A 25,873-nucleotide genomic window follows, 5' to 3' on the forward strand; every position below is an offset into this window, starting at 1 on the left:
CGGTCTTTATGCCTAACCTGCGCTCGTTTTTCGCCATCGCCCTTATGGGCCTGAGTCTTTCTGTCAGCACCCTTGGTTTATCGCAAGCGGCGCAAGCGGCCGAACCGCCCTCCAGCGAAGCCGTGCAAGCGAGCCTGGACAAAATCGCCGATCGCAAACTGCCGGAAGCCGATCAGAAGGCGCTGCAAACCGTCCTGCAGAACACGCTGACTCAACTGAAAAACCAGCGCGATTACGAGCAGAAGCTCACCGATCTCAAGCAACAACTGAGCACGGCGCCCAAACAGACCGTCGAAAACCAGCGCGAACTCGCCCGGCTCAAGGCCAGTACCGTGACGCCGATGGCGCAGCGCTTTGCCAAGGAACCGATCCAGCAACTTGAGCAGATGCTCACCGAGCGTTCGACCCAGCAAAGCGATCTGCAAAAGAACCTGGCCGATGCCAACAGCCTGATCATCACCGCGCAAACCCGTCCCGAGCGCGCCCAGGCGGAAATCGCCAGCAGCCAGACGCGCATCCAGCAGATCAACAACATCCTCAAGACCGGCAGGGACAGCGGCAAGCCCTTGAGCGCCGAGCAGCGCGACCAGCTCAATGCCGAACTCGCGGCGCTGAACGCCCTGATCCCGCTGCGTCGCCAGGAACTGGCCGGCAATACCCAACTGCAAGACCTGGGCAGCAGCCAACACGATTTGCTGTCGGAGAAGTCCGACCGACTGGATCAGGAGATCCAGGAACTGCAAAACCTGATCAACCAGAAACGCCTGGCCCAGTCCCAGGAGACAGTGACGCAGCAGTCTATCGAGGCGCAAAAGGCCGGCGGCAGCAGCCTGCTGGCCACCGAAAGCGCAGCTAACCTGAAGCTCTCGGACTATCTGCTCAAAAGCACTGACCGCCTCAACGAAGTCACCCAGCAGAATCTGCAAACCAAGCAACAACTGGACAGCGTGACCCAGAGCGATTCGGCCCTGGATGAACAGATCAACGTGCTCAAGGGCAGCCTGCTGCTCTCCAAGATTCTCTATAAACAGAAACAATCCCTGCCGCGCCTGCGCGTCGATCGCAACCTGGCCGACCAGATTGCGGACATTCGCCTGTATCAATTCGAAGTCAGCCAGCAGCGCGAATTGCTCAGCAGCCCGGCCAGCTACGTCGACAATCTGCTGGCGACCCAGCCGCCCGAACAGGTCACCCCGCAACTGCGCAAGAGCCTGCTGGAACTGGCCACCACTCGCGCCGACCTGCTGGAGCGCCTGAACCGCGAATTGAGCGCGGTACTCAATGAATCCATCACCCTGCAACTGAATCAGAAACAATTGCTGAGCACGGCGCAGAGCCTGCGGGCGACACTCGACGAACAGATGTTCTGGATCCCCAGCAACAAGCCGCTGGACATGGAATGGATTCGCAGCGTGCCGGAACGCCTGCAACGCCAGGTCGATTCTCTGCCATGGGCCTCGAGCCTGAGTGAACTCACCGATGGCCTGACCCAGCGCCCACTGCTGTTCCTGCCGCTGGCCTTGCTGATCGGCACCCTGCTGTGGCGGCGCAAGCACCTGTATGCCCGCCTGAACAAGGTCCACCAGGACATCGGCCACTTCAAGCGCGACAGCCAGTGGCACACGCCACAGGCGATTCTGATCAACATCCTGCTGGCGATGCCGGTGGCCCTGGGCCTGGCCCTGTGCGGCCTGGCATTGCAGATCGACGCCCGCGGGCAAAACGCCAACATGGGCGCAGCCTTGCTGCAAATGGCCCAGGCCTGGCTGGTGTTCTACACCGCCTATCGGATCCTGGCACCGGGTGGCGTGGCGGAACTGCATTTCCGCTGGGAAAAGCCACAGGTCGAATTCCTGCGCGGCTGGGTCCGCAGGCTTGGCATGGTGGTGATGGCGCTGGTGGCCGTGGTGGCGGTTGCCGAGTTGCAACCGGCGACACTGGCCGATGACGTGCTGGGCATGCCGGTGGTACTCACCTGCTACGCGCTGATGACCTGGCTGCTCAGCCGCCTGCTGATCAGCAGCCCGACCCACGAAAACGCGTCGCTGTTCCGCAAGGTCGTGGGCATTCTGTTCACCGCCCTGCCGATCGCCCTCTTCGTGGCCGTGTGCTTCGGCTATTACTACACCGCGCTGAAACTCAGCGACCGTCTGATCAACACCCTGTACCTGCTGATGTTCTGGCTGGTGATCGAAGCCACCTTCGTACGCGGCCTCAGCGTGGCCGCGCGGCGCCTGGCCTACCAGCGCGCCCTGGCCAAACGCCAGGCAGCGAAAGAGGCCAGCGACGGCGAAGCGGTGATCGAAGAGCCGGCCATGGACATTGAGACAGTCAACGAACAGTCCATGCGCCTGATTCGCCTGGCCCTGCTGGGCGGCTTCATCGCGGCGCTGTACTGGGCCTGGGCCGACCTGATCACAGTGTTCTCTTACCTGGACAACATCACCCTCTACGAGTACACCAGCGGCACCGGCGCCAATATGAGCATGGTGCCGATCAGTATCGGCGACGTGCTTGGCGCGCTGATCATCATCGGCATCACCTTCGCCCTGGCACGTAACCTGCCGGGCTTGCTGGAAGTGTTCGTGCTGTCGAAGCTGGACCTGGCCCAGGGCAGCGCCTATGCCACGACCACGCTGTTGTCCTACGTGATTGCCGGCGTCGGCTTTGTCTCGACCCTGTCGACACTCGGCGTCAGCTGGGACAAGTTGCAATGGCTGGTGGCCGCACTGTCGGTGGGCCTGGGCTTCGGCATGCAGGAAATCTTCGCCAACTTCATCTCCGGCATCATGATCCTGTTCGAGCGTCCGGTGCGGATCGGCGACACCATCACCATCGGCAACCTGTCGGGTACCGTGAGCAAGATCCGCATTCGCGCCACGACCATCACCGATTTCGATCGCAAGGACATCATCGTTCCGAACAAGACGTTCATCACCGGGCAACTGATCAACTGGTCGCTGACCGACACCATCACCCGGGTGACGCTCAAGCTCGGCGTCGACTACGGCTCGGACCTGGACCTGGTGAAGGAACTGTTGCTGAAAGCCGCGCGGGAAAACCCTCGGGTGCTCAAGGAGCCCGAACCACATGTGTACTTCCTGAACTTCGGCGAAAGCACCCTCGACCACGAGTTGCGCATGCATGTGCGCGACCTCGGTGACCGTAACCCGGTCATCGATGAGGTCAACCGCTTCATCAACCGGGAGTTCAAGAAGCAGCACATCAATATTTCGTTCCGGCAGATGGAGGTTTACCTCAAGAACCTCCACGGCCAGGAATACAAGATGGTGCCCATCGAGACGGAAACCAAAACCATCGAACCGATGGCCAATGGCAAGCCGGCGCAAGAGCCACCTGCCGCCAAACTCGACTAACCGGCCAATGCCCAGCAGAATGCTCGGACATTCTGCTGGAGACGGCCTTTGAAAGCCCTCGACGAACTGATCTTCGACAATCGTTTCGACCGCCTGGGCGATACGTTTTCCGCCCACGTGCTGCCCGAACCGATCGACAACCCGCGTCTGGTAGTAGCCAGCCCTGCCGCCATGGCGCTGCTCGATCTCGACCCCGCCGAAGCCGAAACCCCTGAGTTCGCCGAGCTGTTCAGCGGCCACAAGCTCTGGTCAGATGCCGTTCCTCGGGCGATGGTCTACTCCGGTCACCAATTCGGCTTCTATAACCCGCAACTGGGCGACGGTCGCGGCCTGCTGCTTGGCGAGGTGGTCAACGAGGCCGGTGAACATTGGGACCTGCACCTCAAGGGCGCCGGCCAGACGCCCTTTTCGCGCATGGGCGACGGACGGGCGGTACTGCGCTCTTCGATCCGCGAATTCCTCGCCTCCGAAGCCCTGCATGCCCTGAACATTCCAACCACGCGAGCGCTGTGCGTGATCGGCTCCGACACGCCGGTGTGGCGAGAGAAACAGGAGCGTGCGGCCATGCTCCTGCGGCTGGCGCCGAGCCATGTGCGCTTCGGGCATTTCGAGTATTTCTATTACACCAAACGTCCGGAAAGGCAGAAGGAGCTGGGCGATCATGTCCTCGCCATGCATTTCCCGGAGTGCCTGGAACAACCGGAACCCTATCTGGCGATGTTCCGCGAGATCGTCGAGCGCAACGCTGAACTGATTGCCAAATGGCAGGCCTACGGTTTCTGCCACGGGGTCATGAACACCGACAACATGTCGATCCTGGGCATTACGTTCGACTTCGGCCCGTTCGCCTTCCTCGATGATTTCGACGCCAACTTCATCTGCAACCACTCCGACGATCAGGGCCGATACTCTTTCAGCAACCAGGTACCCATCGGCCAATGGAACCTCAGCGCACTGGCCCAGTCCCTGACCCCCTTGATCAGCGTCGAGGCCCTGCGTGAAACCCTCAGCCTGTACCTGCCGTTGTTCCAGGCCCACTACCTGGACTTGATGCGTCGCCGCCTTGGTTTCACCAGCGCCGAAGACGACGATCAGAAACTGCTCGAAAACCTGCTGCAATTGATGCAGAACAGCGGCGTCGACTACAGCCTGTTCTTCCGCCGACTGGGCGAGGAATCACCCCAGGTGGCTATCAATTGCCTGCGCGATGACTTCGTCGATCTCAAGGGATTCGATGCCTGGGGCGAACTTTATATCGCTCGGGTGGCCCGCGAAGCAGAGGCCGATCAGGAACAACGCCGCCTGCGCATGCATGCGGTCAACCCGCTGTACGTGTTGCGCAATTACCTGGCGCAAAAAGCCATCGATGCAGCCGAACAGGGCGACTACTCGGAAGTCCGCCGGCTGCACGCGGTGCTGAGCAACCCGTTCGAGGAACAGCCGGGGATGGAAAGCTATGCCGAACGGCCGCCGGAGTGGGGCAAGCATCTGGAGATCAGTTGTTCATCCTGAAGCCGTTCAGATGAACACATCGACCGGCACATTGAAACGTTCGGCCAACCAGCGGATCTGCCGCAGGTTGAGCCGGCGCTTGCCGCTCAGAATTTCCGAAACGACTGACTGAGCACCGACACCGGGCAAGTCGCTCTGGGTCAGGCCATGCTCGCGCATCATGTAACCGAGCATTTCCTCACCACTAGGCTTGGGCATGGGGTGATGTGTGTTATCCCACTCCTCAATCCAGTCACCAATGATGTCCACCAGACTCATCAGTGGATGAGACTCGTCATCACCCGTAATCTCCAGCAACTCGTCCAACGCTCGCGCCAACATGTCGTAGTCATCTTCATTTTTCGGCTTGCGCAGCAATGGCGAGACGAACTCCCAGTGCTCGACAGCCCTTTCGATCAAAACACTCATACTCGTTCCTCCTTCCATTTCCCGCGTTCATATTCGCGGTGATCCAACACATGTTTGATATACAGCTTTTGCAATCGATACCGGACAAAAGCAATCAACCGCAACTTATTGCCACCCACATCGAACACATGAAAATCCCCAACCTTGTCAACGGCAGGGAACAGGGCCTTGATCGCTGTAAAATCCGATGGCTTGCTCTCCTTCGCCAATTGGTACCAATGGTCCAAAGCGGTGGCGGCTCTTGGCCATTTGGCTTTAGCTTCACGTATTCGTTTTCCAGTGATGACATGCATGCAACATCCTTATCGCATTCTGCTATGGGGGAGTTAATCACAGATCAAAAATATCGCAAACTGCGATAGTGCTCGGCAGACCAGCGGTCTGCCGGTAGGAGTCAGCCTAGATTCATCGCCGCACGCTGCACGATTGAAAACATGTGCAAACGTCTCCAGATAGAAGCCATCAGCTTCTTAACAGGATCACTCTCATGACCGACCCACTCCTCATCCCCTGCCCTCACTGCAACGGCCTCAACCGCATCCCCGCGGAGCGTCTGAATGACCATCCCAAATGCGGTCGCTGCAAGTCCGAAGTCCTGCTGAACAAACCCTTCGATTTGAAACAGGGCGACTACGCCAGCCAGATCAAGGGCGATCTGCCGCTGCTGGTGGACGTATGGGCGGACTGGTGCGGGCCGTGCAAGTCGTTTGCGCCGGTATTCGAGCAGGCGGCGGGGCAATTGGCAGGCAAGTGCCGACTGGCCAAACTGGACAGCGAGGCCAATCAGCAGTTATCGGCGCAGCTGGGCATTCGCTCGATTCCGAGCCTGATCCTGTTCAAGAACGGCCGGGAAGTCGCACGCCAGAGCGGGGCGTTCCCGCTACCGCAGTTGATGAGCTGGCTGCGCAGCCAGGGAATTTGAAAGCAACCAAATCCCTATGTGGGAGCAAGCCTGCTCGCGATAGCGATAGATCAATCAACAGCCATGTTGACTGATTCGACCTCATCGCGAGCAGGCTCGCTCCCACAGGGGATTGGTGCAGAACGCAATAATCAGGCGTCTTCCAGCAGGCTGTGCAGCTCTATGAATTGTTGCGTCAGCTTGTGCCGCGGATCGAGGTGGATCAGCGGCGTGTTGGCCTGGTGGGATTCGCGCATGCGCACGGAGCTTGCGAGGTAGACCGGAAGCACCGGCAGGCCCTCGGCGATCAATTCGTCGAGAATCTGCTGGGGCAGGCTGGCGCGCGCCTGGAACTGGTTGACCACGATTCCTTCGACCTCCAGTCCTTCGTTGTGGTCATCCTTCAATTCGTCGATTTCCGCCAGTACGCCGTACAGCGCCTGACGCGAAAAACTGTCGCAATCAAATGGAATCAGCACGCGATCAGCGGCAATCAGCGCCGAAACCGCATAAAAATTCAACGCCGGCGGCGTATCGAGGTAAATGCGGTCGTAATCTTCGTCGAGTTCTTCGAGCAATTTACGCAGCTTGTTGATCTTGTGCTTGGCCTCAAGCTTGGGCTGCAGGTCCGCCAGTTCGGCCGTGGCGGTGATGACATGAAGGTTGTCGAACGGCGTCTCGTAGATATCGACCTGGTTTTTCCGGGCGAAAGGCCCGGATGACAAGGTTTGCTTGAAAAAATCGGCAATGCCCATCGGGATATCGTTCCCCGTGAGTCCCGTCAGGTACTGAGTGGAGTTGGCCTGGGCATCGAGATCCACCAACAGGGTGCGATAGCCCTCACTGGCGCTGACTGCTGCCAGATTGCAGGCAATGCTGGATTTGCCCACGCCACCTTTCTGATTGAACACCACGCGCCGCATGTCAAAAACCTCCGTGTATCAAAGAATGACCGAGTGTAGTAGCCCACGGCATGGCTTAGCTACCTCACCGGCATAACGACTGAACAGTCAGCCGCAATCTGCCGTTGAAAAAGTGCGAACTCGCCCACGAGCCACTGCCGACGCTCTGAGGACAATGTGAATGATTGCCAAATATTCACTAATTGCAGTTTCAGCGGCACATCTGGCTGCTCAAAATGTAACCAGTATTTGCTACAGCTTCCCGGCACCGGGATAATGCGCACCACTCGGCGCCCAACGCCAAGCAAAGCGAATCGTGGTGTGCCGCCACTCACGCATCAACGAAGCCCGCAGGGGCGGGATGAATGTCTGTGATCAATTTCAACATCGCCCAGTGGCGCGCATGGGCCCCGGGGCTCGAGAGCGTGGACGACTGGCAGGCCTGGAGTCGACAACCGGTCGTGCTGCCGGCCAGCGATGCCGCTCCCGACGTGTCGTTCCTGCCGGCCATGCAGCGTCGGCGCCTCAGCCGTCTGGCGCGGATGGCATTCAGTGTTGGCTGGCCCTTGGCCGAAGGTCGCCAGGCGTTGCCGCTGGTCTTTGTTTCGCGACACGGCGAAACCCCGCGCACGATCGACATTCTCAGTGATCTGGCTGCCGACCAGCCGCTGTCGCCGACGCAGTTCAGCCTGTCGGTGCACAACGCGATCATTGGCCTGTGGTCGATCATGCGCGGTGAAACCAGCGAAATGACCGCCCTCGCCGCCGCCGGCGACGGCCTTGAAAACGGCATGCTTGAGGCCGCGGCGCTGCTCAATGAAGGCGCCCCCGCCGTATTGCTGGTGGTGACCGAAGAACAACCGCCGAAGGCATACGCCACATGGATCGACGACGTGCCGTTTGCGTACGCCGTCGGCCTGCTGATCACGCCCGGCAATGACTGGCAGTTGTCCCTGAACAGCCCTGCGGATGCGTTGTCCAACGCCCGTTGGCCGCATGCGCTGAATCTGGTGCGCACGTTATTGGGCCAGCAAACCACCTGCCAACATGCCTGGAAAAATCGTGTATGGACCTGGCAACGCAACCTGTGATGGAAAAAAACCGCGACGCCTACTACTGGCGCCTGCTGGCGACCGCCGCAAGCTTTGCCCTGTTCGGGCTGGGCGGCCTGTGCCTGCGCCTGGTGGTCTTCCCTTTGCTGAGCTGCCTGCCGGGCGATGCCCAGACCCACCGGATGCGCGCCCGGCAAACCGTCAGCCGCTGCTTCTGGTTTTTTGTCCGTTTCATGGCTCGCGCCGGCGTGCTGACCTATGACATCCAGGGCGCGGAACGGCTTGGCCGGCCAGGGCAGATGATCATTGCCAATCACCCCTCGCTGATCGATGTGGTGTTTCTGATCGGCCTGGTGCGTCACGCCAACTGCGTGGTCAAGCAGAGCCTCTGGGAAAACCCGTTCACCCGCGCGCCCCTGCGTCGTACCGAGTACATCAGCAATGACGGCAGCATGGACATGCTCGATGCCGCCGCAGAGGCTCTGAAAAGCGGCCAGACCCTGATTATCTTTCCCGAAGGCACCCGCACCCAACCGGGCCAGGCGCCAGCCTTTCATCGGGGGGGCGCGGCAATCGCCGTACGGGGTGCCAAAATCCTCACCCCGGTCGTCATCAAGGTCAACCCGACTACATTGACCAAGGCCGAGCCCTGGTATCGGATCCCCAGACGCCGCGTACACTTCAGTTTCCGGGTCGGCGCCGATATAGACCCGCAGGCCTTCGCTGCACTGGGCCCGCCTCCCCAGGCCTCGCGCAAGCTCAACGATTATTTGCATTCCTACTTCATTAAGGAGCTCGCTGAAGATGAGCGATCTGAACACCGATAGCCTGACCCGGGACATCAAAGAGCTGATTATCGAAGCCCTGGGCCTCGAAGACATCAGCGCCGACGACATCGGCGACCAACAGACGCTGTTCGGCGAAGGCCTGGGCCTTGACTCGGTGGATGCCCTGGAGCTCGGCCTGGCCCTCCAGAAAAAGTACGGCATCAAGATCGACGCCGACGCCAAGGACACACGTAATCACTTCAGCAACGTGGCGAGCCTTGCGGCGTTCGTCACTGCAAAACAGGCAGCTTGAGACCGACCATGCAAACTCGTGACGACATTTTCAATACCCTGCGCGATGCCCTGGTCGAGCTGTTCGAGCTGGACCCCGAGCGAGTGAGCCTCGAATCCAATCTGTATCAGGACCTGGAAATCGACAGCATCGATGCAGTGGACCTGATCGATCACATCAAACGTCAGACCGGCAAGAAAATCGCCGCCGAGGAATTCAAGTCGGTGCGCACCGTCAGTGACGTGGTCGAGGCGGTCTACCGTCTGGTTCAACCGGCTGCATGAGCCGATTGATTGGCCTCGGCCTGCTGGTGGCAGGCCTGCTGTACCCCTTCGCGGTGTATTTCGGCATGGAACATTTCTCGCCGTGGCAGTTCGGGTTGCTGCTGGGCAGCCTGTGGCTGGCCCGGGCACTGACCGGCGGGCGAAAGCCTGGCCGCGTGTGGATGGCCCTGGCGGCCCTGGTGTTCTGTCTGCTGTTGGCGCTGTTCGACAGCCCGGCACTGTTGCGCTGGTACCCGGTCCTGATCAGCGGTTTCATGCTGGTGCTGTTCGGTGGCAGCCTGAAATTCGGCCCGCCGATGGTCGAACGCCTGGCCCGTCTGAGCGAACCCCAGCTGTCGGACAGGGTCGTGCGCTACACCCGCCAGGTGACTATCGCCTGGAGCGTGTTTTTTCTCTGCAACGGTTTGTGCGCCGGCGCCCTGACACTCTGGGCGCCGTTGAGCTGGTGGATGCTGTACACCGGCCTGATTTCCTACGGATTGATAGGTCTGATGTTTGCCATTGAATGGCTGATACGACAACGGGTACGAGGCCGCCCATGAATTGGATAAAACTTGAGCATCTGTTGCTCAAGGCTGAACCGGATCGCGCCGTTACGGCCGCACCGGCGTTGAACCACGCGCAACTGTGTGAACAGGCCTTGAGCCTGGCTGCCGGCCTGCAAGCTCAAGGCGTGCAGCGTATCGCCGTACACCTTGAGGACGCCGCCGAGCTGGCCATTGCCCTGCTCGGCGCCTGGCGCGCCGGAATCACTGTGTTGTTGCCGGCGGATCTGCAAACCGGAACACGCGAGCGCTGGTCGAGCGATGTCGACCTGTGGCTGACCGATCAGCCCGAAGACTCTCACTTGAGCGATCTGCGCCAGCCGCCGCTGGCCCCTGCCGCACTGGATCTGGATAGCTGCTCCCTGAGCCTGTGCACCTCCGGCTCCAGCGGGGAACCCAAGCGTATCGAAAAAAACCTGCGCCAACTGGCCAATGAAGTCCAGGCGCTGGAGCAGTTGTGGGGGAACGACCTGGGGCCGGCCTGCATGATCGGCAGCGTTGCCACCCAGCACATTTATGGCCTGCTGTTCCGGGTGTTGTGGCCGCTGTGCGCCGGGCGACCGTTCGTGCGCAAACAACTGGCCTTTCCCGAGGACCTGCAACGCGCCAGCCGCGAACACAAGGTGTTCGCCTGGGTCGCCAGCCCGGCGCTGCTCAAACGCATGGGCGACAACCTCGACTGGCCGGCGTTGAGCGCAGTACGCCGGGTGTTTTCGTCCGGTGGTGCGTTGCCGGCCGAAGCCGCGCAAAGCCTGCACCGACGCTTGCAGCAATGGCCGACGGAAATTTTCGGCAGTTCGGAAACCGGCGGCATTGCCTGGCGCCAGGGGCATGCGCTCTGGCAGCCCTTCGCCGGTATCGCGCTGAGCCAGGACAACGACGGTGCACTGCTGATCGCCTCCACCTACTTGCCGGCAGGTCATGTCGAGCACACCGCCGATGCGGCACGAATCGCCGCCGATGGCCGATTCGAACTGCTTGGGCGACTGGACCGGATTGTAAAACTGGAAGAAAAGCGCATCTCGCTACCGATGCTGGAGCAGGCATTGATGGCCCATGACTGGGTCGCCGAAGCGCGACTTGGCGTTGTCCAGGAAAATCGAGCGTCTCTGGGCGCGCTGCTGGTACTGAGCGAGGCGGGCTTGCACACCTTGCGCAATCAGGGTCGACGCAGCCTCACGCAAGGCTTGCGCAAACATCTGAGTCAGCATTGCGAAGCCTTGGCCTTGCCGCGGCGCTGGCGCTTGCTGCAACAAATGCCGCTGAACGCCCAGGGCAAACTGCCCCAGGCCGACGTCGAGGCCCTGTTGCTGGCACCACGCCCCAAGGCTCCGCAGGTGCTTGAGCAAACCGAATCAAATGGCGAATGGAGCCTGCAACTGGCCGTACCGCCGGACCTGGCCTATTTCAGTGGCCACTTCCCCCAGGCGCCGGTACTGCCCGGCGTGGTACAGGTGGAATGGGCAATGAACCTGGGCCAGCAATTGATGGGCCTGCCGGAAAAATTCGCCGGCATGGAAGTGCTGAAGTTCCAGCAACTGGTGCGACCTGGGGACGAAGTCCAGCTGCACCTGCGCTTCGATTCGACGCGCGGCAAGTTGTATTTCGCCTATCGCAACGAAACCGCCACCTGTTCCAGTGGGCGGATCTTGCTGGAGGCGGCGCATGTTTAGTTTTGGCGAGTGCTGCGTACTCGATCGCGAGCAGGCTCGCTCCCACACTGGATTACTGTTGAACAGTGAACGCCTGTGGGAGCGAGCCTGCTCGCGATACAGACACCTCGGTCCCTCAGGTGTACACCAACATGCATAGCCCCTGCGCCATCGTCCCGGTGTACAACCATGAAACCGCGATCACCACCGTGGTCGATGCGCTGATCGCCAGCAACCTGCCCTGCATCCTGGTCGACGACGCCAGCGACAAGCCCTGTGCCGATGTGCTGGATCAGTTGGCCCAACGCGAAATGGTTCACCTGATCCGCCTTGCGACCAATCAGGGCAAGGGCGGCGCGGTGATGACCGGTCTTCGCGAAGCTTCGCGCCTGGGGTTCAGCCATGCCTTGCAGGTAGACGCCGACGGCCAGCACGACCTGCACGACGTCCGGCGTTTTATCGATTGCTCGCGCGCGCACCCGCGGGCGGTGATATGCGGTTATCCGCAATACGATGCCAGCGTACCCAAAGGTCGCCTGTATGCCCGCTACCTCACCCACGTCATGGTCTGGATCAATACTCTGTCCTTGCAGATCCGCGATTCCATGTGCGGCTTTCGTGTCTACCCGCTGCCACCGGTCCTGGCGTTGATCGATTCGGCGAGAATCGGCAAGCGCATGGATTTCGATTCGGACATTCTGGTGCGTCTGGCCTGGCGCAATCTGCCGATGCAGTGGCTGCACACCAAAGTCCATTACCCGCTGGATGGCGTTTCACACTTCCGCCTGTTCCACGACAACGTACTGATTTCGAGCATGCACACCCGGTTGTTCTTCGGCATGTTGGTGCGCTCGCCCCTGATTCTCTGGCGTCGGTGGCGCAGATGAGCAGCGACAAGCAACACTGGGCCGACCGCGAGGAGCGCGGCAGTTTCTGGCTGATGAAGCTGACGGCGTTCGGTGCCAAAGTGCTGGGCCGTCGGCTGCTGAGCCCACTGCTGTATGGCATCGTGCTGTACTTTTTCCTGTTCGGCCGCAGCGCCCGGCACAGCGCCTGGCAATACCAGCAACGGCTCGCCGACTGGAGCGGGCGCAGCGAACTGCGCCCGAGCCAATGGCGGGTTTTCAGTCAGTTCATGGCCTTCGCCGACTCCATGCTCGACAAGCTCGACGTATGGAACGGCAAACTCGGCATCGAGCAGATTGAAATCAACGATCCGGCATTGCTGCGCGACCAATTGCGCGGTGTGCGCGGGCAGATGCTGGTGGGCGCTCACCTGGGCAACCTGGAGGTCTGCCGTGCGCTGGCGGAAATCGGCGAAAAGGTGACGATGAACGTGCTGGTGCACACCAAGCACGCCGAGCAGTTCAACCGTTTGCTGGGTGAGGCCGGGGCGACCAACCTGCGCCTGATTCAGGTCAGCGAACTGGACCCGGTGATCATGCTGCAACTGCACGAGCGCCTGGAGCGCGGCGAATGGCTGGCGATTGCCGGCGACCGCGTGCCGCTGCATGGCGGGCGCAGTGTCACGGTGGACTTCCTCGGTCACGCGGCAAACTTTCCGCAAGGACCGTGGCTGCTGGCCGGCCTGCTCAAATGCCCGATCAATCTGCTGCTGTGCCTGAAAAAGCCCGACGGCGACTATCGACTGACCATCGAACCGTTCGCCGACGCCATCACCTGGAAGCGCAACGACCGTGAGCAGGTCATTCATCAGTGGGCGTCCCGCTACGCCGAACGCTTGGGTCACTATTGCCTCGAAGCGCCCAAACAATGGTTCAACTTTTACCCTTTCTGGAAGACCGATGACGACGCCAACGCTTGAGCCGGTAACTTTCGGCGAACTCCCTTTGCGCATCGAAGACGTGCTGGCTGCGGCCAACCGTCAGGCGCCGACACGCTTGCAGGGCGATCCTGACTACCGCGAGCGCATTGCCAAGGGCGCGCGATTCCTTGATTCCCTGCTGGACAAGGAAGGCGTGATCTATGGCGTGACCACCGGCTACGGCGACTCCTGCGTGGTGGCGGTGCCGCTGCATCATGTCGAGGCGCTGCCACAGCATCTCTATACGTTCCACGGATGCGGACTGGGCAAACTGCTCGACGCAAAGGCCACCCGTGCGGTGCTGGCAGCCCGCCTGCAGTCGCTGTGCCATGGCGTTTCCGGTGTGCGCGTGGAACTGCTGGAGCGCCTGCAAGCGTTTCTCGAACACGACATCCTGCCGCTGATCCCGGAAGAAGGCTCGGTCGGTGCCAGCGGCGACCTGACACCGCTGTCCTACGTTGCAGCGACCCTGTCCGGCGAGCGCGAAGTGATGTTTCGTGGCGAACGCCGCCAGGCTGCCGATGTGCACCGCGAACTCGGCTGGCAACCGCTGGTGCTGCGCCCGAAAGAAGCGCTGGCACTGATGAACGGCACGGCGGTGATGACCGGTCTGGCCTGCCTGGCCTACGCCCGCGCCGATTACCTGCTGCAACTGGCCACCCGTATCACGGCGCTGAACGTGGTCGCCCTGCAAGGCAACCCGGAGCACTTCGACGAACGCCTGTTCGCCGCCAAACCGCATCCGGGGCAGATGCAGGTCGCCGCCTGGTTGCGCAAGGACCTGGCCATCGACGCGCCGACCGCGCCCTTGCACCGCCTGCAAGACCGCTACTCGCTGCGCTGCGCGCCCCATGTGCTCGGCGTGTTGGCCGACAGCCTGAACTGGCTGCGTTCATTCATCGAGACCGAGCTCAACAGCGCCAACGACAACCCGATCATCGATGCCGAAGCGGAGCGCGTGCTGCATGGCGGGCATTTCTATGGCGGCCATATCGCCTTCGCCATGGACAGCCTGAAAAACCTGGTGGCCAACGTCGCCGACCTGCTGGATCGCCAGCTCGCGCTGCTGGTAGACGAGCGCTACAACCACGGTTTGCCGAGCAACCTGTCCGGTGCCAGCGCCGAACGCGCCATGCTCAACCACGGCTTCAAGGCCGTGCAGATCGGTGCCAGCGCCTGGACTGCCGAAGCGCTGAAAAACACGATGCCGGCCAGCGTGTTTTCGCGTTCCACCGAATGCCACAACCAGGACAAAGTGAGCATGGGCACCATCGCAGCCCGGGATGCGATTCGCGTGCTGGAGCTGACCGAACAGGTCGCCGCCGCTACGCTGCTGGCCGCCAATCAGGGCGTGTGGCTACGCGGGCAGGCTGCGGACGCGCGCCCGTTGCCGCCGGCCCTGGCCGCCATGCACACCGAACTGGCCATAGACTTCGCACCCGTCATCGAAGACCGCGCGCTGGAAGGCGAATTGCGCCTTTGCCTGCAACGAATCGCCGAACAACACTGGAGGCTGCATGCGTAGCAAGGGAGTGCTGCACACTGATACGGAAATCCTCGTGCCGTTTTTTGACGTCGACAGCATGAACGTTGTCTGGCACGGCCATTACATCAAGTACCTGGAAATCGCCCGTTGCGCGTTGCTGGACAAGATCGGCCACAACTACAACGCCATGTCCGAGTCGGGCTATGCGTGGCCGGTCATTGACCTGCAACTGCGCTACGTTCGCGGTGCGGTGTTCGGGCAGCGGCTGAACGTACGCGCCAATCTGGTGGAGTGGGAGAACCGTCTGAAAATCAGCTACCTGATCAGCGACCTGGAAACCGGCGAACGCCTGACCCGCGCCTGCTCCGTGCAGGTCGCCGTCGACATGAGCAACCGCGAGATGCAACTGGCATCGCCCAAGGTGTTTGTCGAAGCCGTGGAGAGAGCCCTGCCATGATGTTTCCTGTAGGAGCGAGCACGCTCGCGATGGTCGTTAACGATAACGCTGGGCAACTGACACTCCGCGGCGCCTTCAGGTTTTTCGCGAGCTTGCTCGCTCCTACAGGGTTCTGCGTTTTATTGGGTTTTTCGGGGCTGGCGCAGGCGTTCGATCTGCAACAGCTCAGCGATCAGTTGGCCAAACCCGAAGTGATCCACGGCAACTTCGTCCAGGAAAAGCACCTGCGCGCCCTGCCGCAGCCACTGACCAGCAAGGGCACGTTCGTCCTGGCGAAAAACCATGGCTTGCTGTGGCTGCTCAAGACACCGCTACAGCAGGACTACCGCATCACCGGCCAGGGCATTGCCCGGCGCGATGCCGGAGGCTGGCAGATGCTGCCGGGCAAGAGCGCCGGCGCCGAGCAGAACCGCTTGTTCCTTGCCGTGTTGCAAGGCGACAGCAGCGGACTGCAACGGGATTTCGAACTGTCGTTGAGCGGCGACGAACAGAACTGGAAGCTGACCCTGGTACCGCGTTCAATGCTGCTCAAGCAGGTGTTCAATCAGATCAATATTGCCGGTGGCGAATTGGTCAACAGCATCGAACTGCTGGAAACCCAGGGTGACAGCACCCTGTTGCGCATGCAGGACAGCACCAGCGCCCAACCGCTGAGCGACTCGGAGCAGCACGACTTTGCCCAGTGAACGCCTGCTGCCACGGTTGTTCCTGATCCTGCTGCTGGCGGTGCTCGCGCTCGCCGGTTGGCAATGGCGTGACGGCGCACCGCTGTCGGCCAACCTGATGGAACTGGTGCCCGGCACCGCGCCGGATGCGCTGGAACTGCGCGCCGAACAACGCATGCAAGAACCGCTTAACCGCGAAATGCTGGTGCTGGTCGGCCACAAGGATCGTGAGCAGGCCATTCAAATGGCGCAAAAACTCGGCGATCAATGGCAAACCAGCGGTCTGTTTGAAAAGGTCCAGTGGAACCTGCAAGCCGACTTGCCGGCCCTTCGCACGCAGCTGCTGCAAGGCCGACTGGCCATGTTGTCTGCCGAGGATCGCCAGCAACTGATCGAGCATCCGGACGCCTTTATTCAGCAGCGCGTCCAGGCGCTGTTCGACCCCTTCACCGGTTTCAGCCTGGTTCCCAGCCAGGACGACTGGCTGGGCCTGACCGGGCGCATCCAGAACAGCCAGCCGCAACACGGCTCTGTGCAACTGGATATCGGCAGCGGCGCGCTGGTTGCCGATGCCGACGGCAAGAGCTGGGTATTGTTGCGTGCGCGGACCACCGGCAATGCCTTTGACATGAACCTGCCGCTGCAAGTGGCAAACCTGCTACAGCACAGCCGTGAACAAGCGGCGGCTGCAGACGTGCAATTGCTGGCGGCCAGCGGCCTGCTGTACGCCGCCAATGGCCAGAAGCAGGCCACCCGGGAAATGACCTGGGTCGGCGGCGGTGCCACGCTCGGCATTCTGTTGCTGCTGTTACTGGCCTTCCGTCGCTGGCGCGTGTTGCTGGCCTTCGTCCCGGTACTGGTGGGCATGCTGTTCGGTGCAGTGGCTTGCGTGGCACTGTTCGGCCACATGCACGTGATCACGCTGGTACTGGGGTCGAGCCTGATCGGTGTGGCCGTCGACTACCCATTGCATTACCTGTCCAAGAGCTGGAGCCTGAAACCCTGGCACAGCTGGCCGGCCCTGCGCCTGACGTTGCCGGGGTTGACCCTGAGCCTGATCACCAGCGCCATCGGTTACCTGGCCCTGGCCTGGACGCCGTTCCCGGCGCTGACCCAGATCGCGGTGTTCTCCGCCGCCGGCCTGCTCGGCGCCTATTTGTCCGCCGTATGTCTGCTGCCGGCACTGCTCAAGGGCCTGACGCTGAATCCCGCGCAATGGCCGCTGCGGGTGTCCACCGGTTTGCTGGCGCTTCGCGAGGCTCTGCTCAGGCATGTCCGTACACCCGTGTTGCTGGCGCTGTTGATTGCCTTCTGTGCAGGCGGCCTGTTGCAGCTCGAAACGAGAAACGACATCCGCCAATGGGTCGGCACGCCCAGGCAATTGACTGACGAAGCGCAAGCCATTGCCCGGATCACCGGCTATCAGCCCACCAGCCAGTTCTTCCTGATACGGGCGGTCGATCAACAGCAACTGCTTGAACGCCAGGGCGCGCTGAGCGAGCGTCTGGATCAACTGGTCAATCTGGGAAAACTTCAGGGCTACCTGTCGCTCAATCAACTGGTCAGCCCGCCGAGTCAACAGCGCCAGTTGCGCGAGGCGTTGAACAAACTGCCGCCACTCTGGCAGCCGCTGCTCGATGTCGGCGTGACGCAACAGGCGCTGCAAGCCGAACTGACGCAGTTGCAGGCCTTGCCGGTCGAAGACATCGATGCCGTGCTCGCCGGTCCGTTGGGTGAGCCTTACCGCGCGTTGTGGCTGGGGCCGACCGCTGACGGCGTGGCGGCGATGGTCAGCCTTCAAGGCCTCAACAACCCGGCCTTGCTGCGAGTCCAGGCCGAAGATCTGCCGGGTGTGCAATTGGTCGACCGGCTGGGCGAATTGAACAGCGTGTTCGCCGCCACTCAAATTAGCGCTGCAGAGCTTAAACTCGCCTCCTGCGTGCTGATCGTGCTGGTGCTCGTCTTGCCGTTCGGTCTGGGCGGTGCGTTGCGCATCATTGCCCTGCCGCTGCTGGCCGCCCTGTGCAGCCTGGCCAGCCTGGGCTGGCTGGGGCAACCCTTGACCCTGTTCAGTCTGTTCGGCCTGTTGCTGGTGACCGCGATCAGCGTCGATTACGCGATCCTGATGCGTGAGCAGGTGGGCGGCGCCGCCGTGAGCCTGCTGGGCACCTTGCTGGCGGCGGCAACCACCTGGCTGTCGTTCGGTTTGCTGGCCGTGTCGAGCACGCCGGCGGTGAGCAACTTCGGGGCTTCGGTCAGCCTGGGCCTGATGTTCAGTTTCATCCTCGCCCCTTGGGCCGGCCGGCACGCAAGCCCGGCCGCAATCGTGGAGCCGACCGCATGATGATTGCGCTGTTCTGGATAATGGCCCTGGCGCTATTCGCCGTGGCGACCCGTGTAGGTCGCCACTTCGGCCTGATCCCGATCGTCAGCCAATTGCTGCTGGCGACCCTGGGTTTGCCGCTGCTGATGTATTTCTGGATCGAGCCGCACTGGCAACTCAGTGGTGCCGCACTGGTGTCACCGGGCTGGCTGAAAAACCTCTACAGCTTCGGTTTTGCACTGTTGCTGGGTTACATCCTCAGCGACGTGATCGATCTGCAACTGGACCGCCAGAGTCTGAAAATCGCCCTGCCGAGCTTCTGCATTCCCTTTGCCTGCGGCCTCGCCACGGCAGTCTGGCTTTTACCGCCGCAGCCCTGGCTCAGCTCCCTGGCGATCGGCCTGCTGTTCGCCATTACCGCGATTCCGGTGCTGTACCTGTATCTGCGGCACATCGCTTATCCACCCGCCGCCACCCGACGGCTGGTGCAGACCGCGATTCTCATCGACCTCACTTGCTGGACCCTGTTCGCCATCGCCCAGGGCACCCTGCACCTGAGCAGCCTGTTGCTGCCGTTGGTCGGTGCCTGTCTGCCCGTGCTGCTGCGGCTGCTGGGCCTGCGCCAGCTCTGGCTGTACAGCCTGGGCTTTTTCGCGCTGCTGATGGTGGCCGAACACTACAAACTCAATGCTCTGATTTTCGGCATCGGCTATGTCTTGATCATGGCCGCCTTGAAGGCACCGCTGGTGCTGCCGTTGTCGGCGCTCTGGATGAGTCGCTTGCAGACTTACATCGCCATTCCACTGATCCTGACGTTCGGCATTGTGCAGATCAACGTACACAGCGCCATGGACAGTCTCGGCTGGACGCAGCTGCTGGCGCTGCTGCTGTTGCCCATCGCCAGCAAATTGCTGGGCAACTGGCTCGGCCTGGCCTGGGCCGGTGCTTCGTTCCAGGGCGCCAGCCGCTGGCGCGAAAGCGTGTTGCTCAACATTCGCGGCCTGAGCGAGATCGTCTTTCTCAACCTGCTGTTGCAACAACAACTCATCAGCCCGGCACTGTATTTTGCGCTGATGCTGATGGGGCTGGTCGCAACACTGATGCCGGCATTGGCCGGCATGCACCGGATCCCCCGGCAGGCTGTCATTACGGCAAGGAGCCCCCATGCCAACCGTTGACACGCAACGTCGTCAGATCGTGGTCATCGGTGCCGGCCCTTCCGGCGCCATTGCCGCCGCGCTGCTCAAACGCAAGGGTCACGATGTACTGGTGATCGAGCGCCAGCATTTCCCACGGTTTTCCATCGGCGAAAGCCTGCTGTCCCATTGCCTGGACTTCGTCGAAGAAGCCGGCATGCTCGACGCCGTCAACGCCGCCGGTTTCCAGGTGAAAACCGGTGCCGCATTCGCCTGGGGCGAGCGGCGCAGCACGTTCGATTTCGGTGACACCTTCAGCCATGGCAAGTCGACGACGTTCCAGGTGCAACGCGCCGATTTCGACAAGTTGCTGGCCGACCAGGCGGCGCTGCAAGGGGTTGAAATCCGCTACGGAGAAACCATTGTCAGCGTCGATATCGACCTTTCCGGACCGCAGCTGGGCGTACGTCGCGAGGACGGCAGCGAATACCGTATCGAGGCTGATTTCATGCTCGATGCCAGCGGTTACGGGCGCGTATTGCCGCGCCTGCTCGACCTCGAAGCCCCCTCGAACTTCCCGGTGCGTCAGGCCGTGTTCACCCACATCGACGACCGCATCGACAGCCCGACATTCGACCGCTCGAAAATCCTTGTCACCACACACCCGACCCAACGCGACATCTGGTTCTGGACCATCCCGTTCAGCAACGGGCGCTGCTCGGTCGGCGTGGTCGCCGCAGAGCCACATTTCAAGGGCAGCAGCGACAATCTGGACGAATGCTTACGCAGCTTCATCGCCCAGACGCCGAGCCTGTCCGAGGTCTTGAGCAACGCGGTATGGGATACCCCGGCGCGCGCCATTGGCGGATACTCGGCCAACGTCAAGGCCCTGCACGGACCGGGCTTTGCCCTGCTGGGCAACGCAGCGGAGTTCCTCGACCCGGTGTTTTCCTCCGGCGTCACCATCGCCATGCGCTCGGCGAGCATGGCGGCGGGAGTCCTGCACCGTCAGCTGCAAGGGGAAACGGTCGACTGGCAACGCGAGTTCGCCGAACCGCTCAAGCGCGGGGTCGATACTTTCCGTTGCTATGTCGAAGGCTGGTACGACGGCACGTTCCAGGATGTGATTTTCCACGAGGGCAGCTCGGTGGAGATTCGTCGCATGATCAGTTCGATCCTGGCCGGCTATGCCTGGGACGAACGCAACCCGTTCGTCAGTGAGGCCAGGCGTCGGTTGAAGGTGATTTCAGAATTCTGTGCAAAGGATGCGAGATGAGCTTTTTGAGCGACAACTACGTCGAAGAAACCCGTTTCGGACTTTGGTTCCTGCGCAGCCGCATCTGGCAGCACTATGTGTTGCGCCTGGCGGTCGATGACCTGCGCGGCCTGTTCAGCGAGGCGCCCCCCGAGCGCCCGGTGCTGCTGGATGCCGGTTGCGGCCAGGGCAAATCATTCGCGCTGCTCTGCCGTGCGTTCATGCCCGAACGTCTGATTGGCGTGGATGCCGACCCGGACAGCCTGAACCAGTGCCGTGAAGAAGCGGTCAATCTGGAGACACCCGTGGAGCTGATCGGCAGCGACTGCGCCAACCTTTCGCTCCCGGACGCCAGCGTCGACCTGCTGTTTTGCCACCAGACCTTCCATCACCTGGTGGAACAGGAGCGGGCACTGGCCGAGTTTTACCGCGTGCTCAAGCCGGGCGGTTATCTGCTGTTCGCCGAATCCACCGAGGCTTACATTGATACCTGGGTGATTCGCTGGTTGTTCCGGCATCCGATGCACGTGCAGAAAAGTGCCGCGCAGTACCTGGAAATGATTCGCCGCCAGGGCTTCGAATTCCACGAGCAAAACGTGTCTTATCCGTATTTGTGGTGGAGCCGGGCCACGGATTTCGGTCTTTTGGAACACTTGGGCCTGCGCAAGCCAAAACCCTTTGGCCAAAGAGAAGAGACGCTGGTGAACGTGGTTGCGCGCAAGCCGCTGGAAGGTGCTGTGTGATGTTGATTGCCGGTCGTCAGCAACCCCCCACCTGTGGGAGCGAGCCTGCTCGCGATAGCGGCGTGTCAGTCACCCTGTTTTTTGAATTCATGGCCGCCATCGCGAGCAGGTTCGCTCCCACAGGGACTGTGAATACCTTCAGGATTTTGTTGCTCACCTGCATGCTTTTACTCAGTGCCTGCACCAGCCGCCCCCCGCTGCCCGCGCAAACACCGACGCTGCCCTTGCCGCTGCAATTGCACATCCAGCGGCTGCAAGCCGAACAGCGTCAGGACTGGGTGCTGGTGATCCAGCAGGAAGGCCCGGCCATTCGCTGGTCGATGATGGATTTGCTGGGCATTCCCCAGGCCCGTCAGAAACTGGCGAACGGCCAGTGGCAAGCCGATGGCTTGCTGCCGCCCAATCCGGAAGCCCGGGAGCTGTTCGCCGCGCTGCTGTTTGCGCTGACACCCCAGGACCAGTTGGCCGGCAACTACCCCGCCGCCTGGCAGCATGGCACTCAACGCTCCCTGCCCAAGCGGTGGGACGTCCGTTACTCACAACCGATGAACTTTGAATTGAATCTGCCCAAAGGCCCGAAGTATCAGGTCACGCAATTGAATGAGGAGGCACCATGAGCGCCTACCTGAATGCCCTCGGGGTGATCTGCGCACTGGGCCGGGGCAAGGACGAAGTCGCGCGCAATCTGTTTGCCGGCGATTGCAGCGGCATGCGCAGCGAAGCCGGCTGGGTGCCGGAACGCTCGTTGCCTGTGGGAGCTGTGGCGGGTGAACTGGCGCAGATCCCTGCCGAACTGGCCAGGCATGGCACGCGCAACAACCAGTTGCTGCTTGAAGCCGCCCTGCAAATTCGCCAGGACATCGATCAGGCGATCCAGACCTATGGCCGCGAGCGTATCGGCGTCGTGCTGGGCACCAGCACCTCGGGCATCGACGAAGCCAGCCGGGGCCTGGCCCACTACCTGCGTGAGCAGCAATTCCCGGCCGAATACGACTATCAGCAACAAGAGCTCAGCGCGCCGGCGAACTTCCTCGCCGACTGGCTGCAACTCGGCGGCCCGACCTACGTGATTTCCACCGCCTGCACTTCCAGCGCCCGTGCCTTGGCCAGCGCCCGGCGCCTGCTGGATCTCGGGGTGTGCGATGCGGTGCTGTGCGGTGGCGTCGATAGCCTGTGCAAGCTGACCCTCAATGGTTTTTCGTCACTGGAGGCAGTTTCCGATGATCGCTGCAATCCGTTCTCTCTGAACCGCAATGGCATCAACATCGGTGAAGCCGCCGCGTTGTTCCTGATGAGCAGGCAGGCCGGCGAGCATCAATCGATTGCCCTGCTCGGCAGCGGCGCCAGCTCCGATGCACACCACATTTCCGCACCGGAGCCCACCGGTCGTGGTGCCCGGCAAGCCATGAGCACGGCGCTGGAGCGTGCCGGGCTGCAAGCGCAACAGATCAGCTACCTGAACCTGCACGGCACCGCCACCCGGCACAACGACGCCATGGAAAGCGAGGCCGTGGCGGCGTTGTTCCCCGCGGGCGTGCCCTGCTCCTCGACCAAACCCATGACCGGACACACCCTGGGCGCGGCGGGCGCGCTGGAGGCGGCGTTCTGCTGGTTGAGCCTGAGCGCAGGCAACCACGACCGATCCTTGCCGCCGCACATCTGGGACGGTCAACCGGACCCCGAACTACCCGTCCTGAATTGGGTGACCCCGACCGATTGCCTGGCGTCCACAGGTCCGCGCTACCTGATGAGCAATTCCTTCGCCTTCGGTGGCAACAACATCAGCCTGATTATCGGAGACGCCCCATGATTGACTGGCCGCTCGCCGAACTGCTGCCCCACGCTGGCGACATGATTCTCATCGATCAGATACTGGCCTTCGACGAGGAGCAGATTCGCACACGCCTGACGGTCAAGCCCGACGGACTGTTCAACCGCCCTGACGGCAGCCTGCCGGCGTGGGTCGGCATTGAACTGATGGCCCAGAGCGTCGCGGCCTTCGCCGGCTGCCAGGCGCGCCAGCGCGGCGATGCGGTGGAACTGGGTTTTTTGCTCGGCAGTCGCAAGTTCGAATGCAACGTCGAGGATTTTCCGGCCGGCACCGAACTGACCATCCATGGCATCCGCTCGCTGGAAGACGACAACGGCATGGGCGTATTCGAATGTCATATCGACGGGCCGGGCATCCACGCGACCGCCCGTCTGAATGTGTATCGCCCGCCTCAAGCGGCTCAATACCTTCATGAACCTCAAGACTCTTCAGCAGGAACCCCGTCATGACTGAATCCGTACTGGTCACCGGTTCCAGCCGCGGCATCGGCCGCGCCATCGCCTTGCGCCTGGCCCAGGCCGGGCATGACATCGTGCTGCATTGCCGTAGCGGCCTGACCGAAGCCACGGCAGTACAAGGCGAAATCGAGGCCATGGGGCGCAATGCGCGCATCCTGCAGTTCGATGTGTCCGACCGCGCCGGTTGCAAGGCCATTCTTGAGGCCGACGTGGAAACCCACGGCGCCTATTACGGCGTGGTGCTCAATGCCGGCCTGACACGCGACGGTGCTTTTCCGGCGTTGAGCGAGGATGATTGGGATGTGGTGATGCGCACCAACCTTGACGGTTTCTACAACGTGCTGCACCCGGTGATGATGCCGATGATTCGTCGGCGCGCGGCGGGACGGATTGTCTGCATCACCTCGGTGTCCGGGCTGATCGGCAACCGAGGCCAGGTCAACTACAGTGCCTCGAAGGCCGGGCTGATCGGCGCGGCAAAGGCATTGGCCATCGAACTGGCCAAGCGCAAGATCACCGTCAACTGTGTCGCGCCTGGCCTGATCGACACGGCGATGCTCGATGAAAACGTGCCGGTGGAAGAACTGATGAAAATGATTCCCGCACAGCGCATGGGCACCCCGCAAGAGGTGGCCGGCGCGGTGAATTTCCTGATGTCGGCGGAAGCTTCGTACATCACCCGGCAGGTTCTGGCCGTCAATGGAGGCCTGTGTTGATGAAACGCGTTGTCGTCACCGGCATGGCCGGTATCACCTCCCTGGGTAATGACTGGGAAACCATCGCCGGACACTTTGCGGCCAACCGCAGCGGCATCCGCCGTATGCACGAGTGGGACCGTTTTACCGAGCTCAACACTCGCCTGGCCGGCCCCATCGATGATTTCAAGGTGCCAGGGCACTGGACGCGCAAACAACTGCGCAGCATGGGCCGCGTCTCGCGTCTGGCTGTCGGCGCTTCGGAACAGGCGCTGGCCAATGCCGGGCTGCTGGGCGACGAATCGATCAGGGACGGGCGCATGGGCGTCGCCTGCGGCTCATCCACCGGCAGCACCGACGAGATCAAGGCGTTCGGCAACATGCTGCTCAACTCGGTGGCCGAAGGCCTGAATGCCAACTCCTATGTGCGCATGATGCCGCACACCACAGCGGCGAATATCAGCATCTTCTTCGGTCTCACCGGCCGCCTGATCCCGACATCCAGTGCCTGCACCAGCGGCAGCCAGGGTGTGGGCTACGCGTACGAAGCCATCAAGTTCGGACGACTGCCCCTGATGCTCGCCGGCGGCGCCGAAGAGCTGTGCCCCACCGAAGCCATGGTCTTTGACGCGCTCTACGCCACCAGCCTGAAAAACGACACCCCGCAGTTGTCTCCACGCCCTTACGACAGCGCCCGCGACGGCCTGGTGATCGGTGAAGGCGCCGGCATGCTGGTGCTTGAAGAGCTGGAACACGCACTGGCACGTGGCGCGCACATCCATGCGGAAATCGTCGGTTTCGGCAGCAACGCCGACGGCCAGCACACCACACGGCCGGAGCAGGCCACCATGCGCCGGGCCATGGAACTGGCCCTTGAGGATGCGAATCTCAAGCCTTCAGACATTGGCTACGTGAACGGCCATGGCACCGCCACCGAACAGGGCGACATCGCCGAAACCCTGGCCACCAGCAGCCTGTTCGGCGAGCACATGCCGATCAGCTCGCAGAAAAGTTTCCTGGGCCACACCCTCGGTGCCTGCGGCGCGCTGGAGTCCTGGTTCAGCATCGAAATGCTCAACCGCGACCTCTACGTGCACACTCTCAACCTCGACAACGTCGACCCGCACTGCGGCAAGCTCGACTACCTGCGCGGCGAGTTCCGGCAGATGAGCAATCAGTTCGTGATGAACAACAATTTTGCGTTTGGCGGGGTGAATACTTCGTTGATTTTCAAGCGCTGGTCGTAACACCAGAAACGACAAAGGGCCCTGCGCACCGCGACCTCCTGATCGTTCCCACGCTCTGCG

At 61.7% G+C, this 25,873-nt stretch carries 26 protein-coding genes; 23 read left to right on the forward strand and 3 right to left on the reverse strand.

All coding sequences use genetic code 11. The features are described from left to right. The first annotated feature begins 8 nt into the window (after nt 1–8). Both mscK and selO read left to right on the forward strand, forming a co-directional pair. A complete protein-coding gene (gene mscK, locus ACQKP2_RS16830) occupies nt 9–3,377 on the forward strand; it encodes a mechanosensitive channel MscK (RefSeq protein WP_427577983.1) in 3,369 nt (1,122 codons plus the stop codon). 48 nt (nt 3,378–3,425) lie between these two features. Further along, nucleotides 3,426–4,889, forward strand: coding sequence for a protein adenylyltransferase SelO (selO, locus tag ACQKP2_RS16835; RefSeq protein WP_427577985.1), 1,464 nt, complete (start codon nt 3,426–3,428; stop codon nt 4,887–4,889). Nucleotides 4,890–4,895: 6 nt separating this feature from the next. Here the strand turns inward: selO and ACQKP2_RS16840 are convergent, their stop codons facing one another. Both ACQKP2_RS16840 and ACQKP2_RS16845 read right to left on the reverse strand, forming a co-directional pair. Next, nucleotides 4,896–5,297 (reverse strand): helix-turn-helix domain-containing protein, encoded by a 402-nt coding sequence (locus ACQKP2_RS16840; protein WP_427577986.1) that lies wholly within the window; start codon nt 5,295–5,297, stop codon nt 4,896–4,898. Beyond that, nucleotides 5,294–5,590: a type II toxin-antitoxin system HigB family toxin gene (locus ACQKP2_RS16845; RefSeq protein WP_427577988.1), complete on the reverse strand. Its 297-nt coding sequence runs from the start codon at nt 5,588–5,590 to the stop codon at nt 5,294–5,296. The genes ACQKP2_RS16840 and ACQKP2_RS16845 overlap by 4 nt, the downstream gene beginning before the upstream one ends. A gap of 194 nt (nt 5,591–5,784) precedes the next feature. On the opposite strand from ACQKP2_RS16845, the gene trxC reads away from it, so the two are divergent. Continuing rightward, nucleotides 5,785–6,219, forward strand: coding sequence for a thioredoxin TrxC (trxC, locus tag ACQKP2_RS16850; RefSeq protein ID WP_427577989.1), 435 nt, complete (start codon nt 5,785–5,787; stop codon nt 6,217–6,219). Between the two features lie 131 nt (nt 6,220–6,350). On the opposite strand, the gene ACQKP2_RS16855 is transcribed toward trxC, so the two are convergent. After that, entirely contained in the window at nt 6,351–7,121 is a 771-nt protein-coding gene (locus tag ACQKP2_RS16855) for a ParA family protein (RefSeq protein WP_427577991.1), read from the reverse strand. 344 nt (nt 7,122–7,465) lie between these two features. On the opposite strand from ACQKP2_RS16855, the gene ACQKP2_RS16860 reads away from it, so the two are divergent. From ACQKP2_RS16860 to ACQKP2_RS16955, 20 genes are all read left to right on the forward strand, one after another. After that, nucleotides 7,466–8,191, forward strand: a complete 726-nt coding sequence (locus tag ACQKP2_RS16860) for a beta-ketoacyl synthase chain length factor (RefSeq protein ID WP_427577993.1) — start codon at nt 7,466–7,468, stop codon at nt 8,189–8,191. Continuing rightward, nucleotides 8,167–8,979, forward strand: coding sequence for a lysophospholipid acyltransferase family protein (locus ACQKP2_RS16865; RefSeq protein WP_427577994.1), 813 nt, complete (start codon nt 8,167–8,169; stop codon nt 8,977–8,979). Before ACQKP2_RS16860 ends, ACQKP2_RS16865 begins: the two co-directional genes overlap by 25 nt. Further along, nucleotides 8,957–9,232: a phosphopantetheine-binding protein gene (locus ACQKP2_RS16870; protein ID WP_427577996.1), complete on the forward strand. Its 276-nt coding sequence runs from the start codon at nt 8,957–8,959 to the stop codon at nt 9,230–9,232. The genes ACQKP2_RS16865 and ACQKP2_RS16870 overlap by 23 nt, the downstream gene beginning before the upstream one ends. Nucleotides 9,233–9,240: 8 nt before the next feature. After that, complete coding sequence (locus tag ACQKP2_RS16875; RefSeq protein WP_007992314.1) at nt 9,241–9,495, forward strand: acyl carrier protein; 255 nt, start codon at nt 9,241–9,243, stop codon at nt 9,493–9,495. Continuing rightward, nucleotides 9,492–10,037: a hypothetical protein gene (locus tag ACQKP2_RS16880; RefSeq protein ID WP_427577997.1), complete on the forward strand. Its 546-nt coding sequence runs from the start codon at nt 9,492–9,494 to the stop codon at nt 10,035–10,037. The genes ACQKP2_RS16875 and ACQKP2_RS16880 overlap by 4 nt, the downstream gene beginning before the upstream one ends. After that, on the forward strand, nt 10,034–11,713 hold the full coding sequence (locus tag ACQKP2_RS16885) for an AMP-binding protein (protein WP_427577998.1): 1,680 nt from the start codon (nt 10,034–10,036) through the stop codon (nt 11,711–11,713). Before ACQKP2_RS16880 ends, ACQKP2_RS16885 begins: the two co-directional genes overlap by 4 nt. A 131-nt stretch (nt 11,714–11,844) precedes the next feature. Beyond that, nucleotides 11,845–12,579, forward strand: a complete 735-nt coding sequence (locus tag ACQKP2_RS16890; RefSeq protein ID WP_427578000.1) for a glycosyltransferase family 2 protein — start codon at nt 11,845–11,847, stop codon at nt 12,577–12,579. Continuing rightward, complete coding sequence (locus ACQKP2_RS16895; protein WP_427578002.1) at nt 12,576–13,517, forward strand: glycosyl transferase; 942 nt, start codon at nt 12,576–12,578, stop codon at nt 13,515–13,517. Before ACQKP2_RS16890 ends, ACQKP2_RS16895 begins: the two co-directional genes overlap by 4 nt. Next, entirely contained in the window at nt 13,498–15,042 is a 1,545-nt protein-coding gene (locus ACQKP2_RS16900) for an HAL/PAL/TAL family ammonia-lyase (protein WP_427578003.1), read from the forward strand. The genes ACQKP2_RS16895 and ACQKP2_RS16900 overlap by 20 nt, the downstream gene beginning before the upstream one ends. Next, nucleotides 15,035–15,460 (forward strand): acyl-CoA thioesterase, encoded by a 426-nt coding sequence (locus tag ACQKP2_RS16905; RefSeq protein WP_427578005.1) that lies wholly within the window; start codon nt 15,035–15,037, stop codon nt 15,458–15,460. Before ACQKP2_RS16900 ends, ACQKP2_RS16905 begins: the two co-directional genes overlap by 8 nt. Then, nucleotides 15,457–16,146 carry an outer membrane lipoprotein carrier protein LolA gene (locus ACQKP2_RS16910; protein WP_427578006.1) on the forward strand — a complete coding sequence of 230 codons (690 nt, stop codon included), beginning with the start codon at nt 15,457–15,459 and terminating at the stop codon, nt 16,144–16,146. Before ACQKP2_RS16905 ends, ACQKP2_RS16910 begins: the two co-directional genes overlap by 4 nt. Beyond that, nucleotides 16,136–18,469 carry an MMPL family transporter gene (locus ACQKP2_RS16915; protein ID WP_427578007.1) on the forward strand — a complete coding sequence of 778 codons (2,334 nt, stop codon included), beginning with the start codon at nt 16,136–16,138 and terminating at the stop codon, nt 18,467–18,469. The genes ACQKP2_RS16910 and ACQKP2_RS16915 overlap by 11 nt, the downstream gene beginning before the upstream one ends. After that, the gene (locus ACQKP2_RS16920; RefSeq protein ID WP_427578009.1) at nt 18,466–19,626 is read left to right on the forward strand and encodes a sodium:proton antiporter; all 1,161 of its coding nucleotides are present in this window, start codon (nt 18,466–18,468) and stop codon (nt 19,624–19,626) included. The genes ACQKP2_RS16915 and ACQKP2_RS16920 overlap by 4 nt, the downstream gene beginning before the upstream one ends. Further along, entirely contained in the window at nt 19,613–20,860 is a 1,248-nt protein-coding gene (locus ACQKP2_RS16925; RefSeq protein ID WP_427578010.1) for an NAD(P)/FAD-dependent oxidoreductase, read from the forward strand. Before ACQKP2_RS16920 ends, ACQKP2_RS16925 begins: the two co-directional genes overlap by 14 nt. Further along, nucleotides 20,857–21,582 (forward strand): class I SAM-dependent methyltransferase, encoded by a 726-nt coding sequence (locus ACQKP2_RS16930; RefSeq protein WP_427578012.1) that lies wholly within the window; start codon nt 20,857–20,859, stop codon nt 21,580–21,582. The genes ACQKP2_RS16925 and ACQKP2_RS16930 overlap by 4 nt, the downstream gene beginning before the upstream one ends. Beyond that, on the forward strand, nt 21,582–22,199 hold the full coding sequence (locus ACQKP2_RS16935) for a hypothetical protein (protein WP_427578013.1): 618 nt from the start codon (nt 21,582–21,584) through the stop codon (nt 22,197–22,199). Before ACQKP2_RS16930 ends, ACQKP2_RS16935 begins: the two co-directional genes overlap by 1 nt. Beyond that, nucleotides 22,196–23,392 (forward strand): beta-ketoacyl-[acyl-carrier-protein] synthase family protein, encoded by a 1,197-nt coding sequence (locus ACQKP2_RS16940; RefSeq protein WP_427578014.1) that lies wholly within the window; start codon nt 22,196–22,198, stop codon nt 23,390–23,392. The genes ACQKP2_RS16935 and ACQKP2_RS16940 overlap by 4 nt, the downstream gene beginning before the upstream one ends. Next, nucleotides 23,389–23,862, forward strand: a complete 474-nt coding sequence (locus ACQKP2_RS16945) for a hotdog family protein (protein ID WP_427578015.1) — start codon at nt 23,389–23,391, stop codon at nt 23,860–23,862. Before ACQKP2_RS16940 ends, ACQKP2_RS16945 begins: the two co-directional genes overlap by 4 nt. Continuing rightward, nucleotides 23,859–24,587, forward strand: coding sequence for a 3-oxoacyl-ACP reductase FabG (gene fabG, locus ACQKP2_RS16950; protein ID WP_427578017.1), 729 nt, complete (start codon nt 23,859–23,861; stop codon nt 24,585–24,587). Before ACQKP2_RS16945 ends, fabG begins: the two co-directional genes overlap by 4 nt. Then, complete coding sequence (locus ACQKP2_RS16955) at nt 24,587–25,813, forward strand: beta-ketoacyl-ACP synthase (RefSeq protein ID WP_427578018.1); 1,227 nt, start codon at nt 24,587–24,589, stop codon at nt 25,811–25,813. The genes fabG and ACQKP2_RS16955 overlap by 1 nt, the downstream gene beginning before the upstream one ends. The last annotated feature ends 60 nt before the right edge of the window (nt 25,814–25,873 follow it).

Source organism: Pseudomonas sp. NPDC089569, from assembly GCF_050280625.1.
Classification (GTDB): domain Bacteria; phylum Pseudomonadota; class Gammaproteobacteria; order Pseudomonadales; family Pseudomonadaceae; genus Aquipseudomonas.

What these genes read in the sequence shown, in the direction of transcription:
- mscK (WP_427577983.1), top strand. Translation starts at nt 9, where the DNA reads ATGCCTAACCTGCGCTCGTTTTTCGCCATCGCCCTTATGGGCCTGAGT.
- ACQKP2_RS16840 (WP_427577986.1), bottom strand. Translation starts at nt 5,297, where the DNA reads ATGAGTGTTTTGATCGAAAGGGCTGTCGAGCACTGGGAGTTCGTCTCG.
- ACQKP2_RS16845 (WP_427577988.1), bottom strand. Translation starts at nt 5,590, where the DNA reads ATGCATGTCATCACTGGAAAACGAATACGTGAAGCTAAAGCCAAATGG.
- trxC (WP_427577989.1), top strand. Translation starts at nt 5,785, where the DNA reads ATGACCGACCCACTCCTCATCCCCTGCCCTCACTGCAACGGCCTCAAC.
- ACQKP2_RS16855 (WP_427577991.1), bottom strand. Translation starts at nt 7,121, where the DNA reads ATGCGGCGCGTGGTGTTCAATCAGAAAGGTGGCGTGGGCAAATCCAGC.
- ACQKP2_RS16860 (WP_427577993.1), top strand. Translation starts at nt 7,466, where the DNA reads ATGTCTGTGATCAATTTCAACATCGCCCAGTGGCGCGCATGGGCCCCG.
- ACQKP2_RS16865 (WP_427577994.1), top strand. Translation starts at nt 8,167, where the DNA reads ATGGACCTGGCAACGCAACCTGTGATGGAAAAAAACCGCGACGCCTAC.
- ACQKP2_RS16870 (WP_427577996.1), top strand. Translation starts at nt 8,957, where the DNA reads ATGAGCGATCTGAACACCGATAGCCTGACCCGGGACATCAAAGAGCTG.
- ACQKP2_RS16875 (WP_007992314.1), top strand. Translation starts at nt 9,241, where the DNA reads ATGCAAACTCGTGACGACATTTTCAATACCCTGCGCGATGCCCTGGTC.
- ACQKP2_RS16880 (WP_427577997.1), top strand. Translation starts at nt 9,492, where the DNA reads ATGAGCCGATTGATTGGCCTCGGCCTGCTGGTGGCAGGCCTGCTGTAC.
- ACQKP2_RS16885 (WP_427577998.1), top strand. Translation starts at nt 10,034, where the DNA reads ATGAATTGGATAAAACTTGAGCATCTGTTGCTCAAGGCTGAACCGGAT.
- ACQKP2_RS16890 (WP_427578000.1), top strand. Translation starts at nt 11,845, where the DNA reads ATGCATAGCCCCTGCGCCATCGTCCCGGTGTACAACCATGAAACCGCG.
- ACQKP2_RS16895 (WP_427578002.1), top strand. Translation starts at nt 12,576, where the DNA reads ATGAGCAGCGACAAGCAACACTGGGCCGACCGCGAGGAGCGCGGCAGT.
- ACQKP2_RS16900 (WP_427578003.1), top strand. Translation starts at nt 13,498, where the DNA reads ATGACGACGCCAACGCTTGAGCCGGTAACTTTCGGCGAACTCCCTTTG.
- ACQKP2_RS16905 (WP_427578005.1), top strand. Translation starts at nt 15,035, where the DNA reads ATGCGTAGCAAGGGAGTGCTGCACACTGATACGGAAATCCTCGTGCCG.
- ACQKP2_RS16910 (WP_427578006.1), top strand. Translation starts at nt 15,457, where the DNA reads ATGATGTTTCCTGTAGGAGCGAGCACGCTCGCGATGGTCGTTAACGAT.
- ACQKP2_RS16920 (WP_427578009.1), top strand. Translation starts at nt 18,466, where the DNA reads ATGATGATTGCGCTGTTCTGGATAATGGCCCTGGCGCTATTCGCCGTG.
- ACQKP2_RS16925 (WP_427578010.1), top strand. Translation starts at nt 19,613, where the DNA reads ATGCCAACCGTTGACACGCAACGTCGTCAGATCGTGGTCATCGGTGCC.
- ACQKP2_RS16930 (WP_427578012.1), top strand. Translation starts at nt 20,857, where the DNA reads ATGAGCTTTTTGAGCGACAACTACGTCGAAGAAACCCGTTTCGGACTT.
- ACQKP2_RS16935 (WP_427578013.1), top strand. Translation starts at nt 21,582, where the DNA reads ATGTTGATTGCCGGTCGTCAGCAACCCCCCACCTGTGGGAGCGAGCCT.
- ACQKP2_RS16940 (WP_427578014.1), top strand. Translation starts at nt 22,196, where the DNA reads ATGAGCGCCTACCTGAATGCCCTCGGGGTGATCTGCGCACTGGGCCGG.
- ACQKP2_RS16945 (WP_427578015.1), top strand. Translation starts at nt 23,389, where the DNA reads ATGATTGACTGGCCGCTCGCCGAACTGCTGCCCCACGCTGGCGACATG.
- fabG (WP_427578017.1), top strand. Translation starts at nt 23,859, where the DNA reads ATGACTGAATCCGTACTGGTCACCGGTTCCAGCCGCGGCATCGGCCGC.
- ACQKP2_RS16955 (WP_427578018.1), top strand. Translation starts at nt 24,587, where the DNA reads ATGAAACGCGTTGTCGTCACCGGCATGGCCGGTATCACCTCCCTGGGT.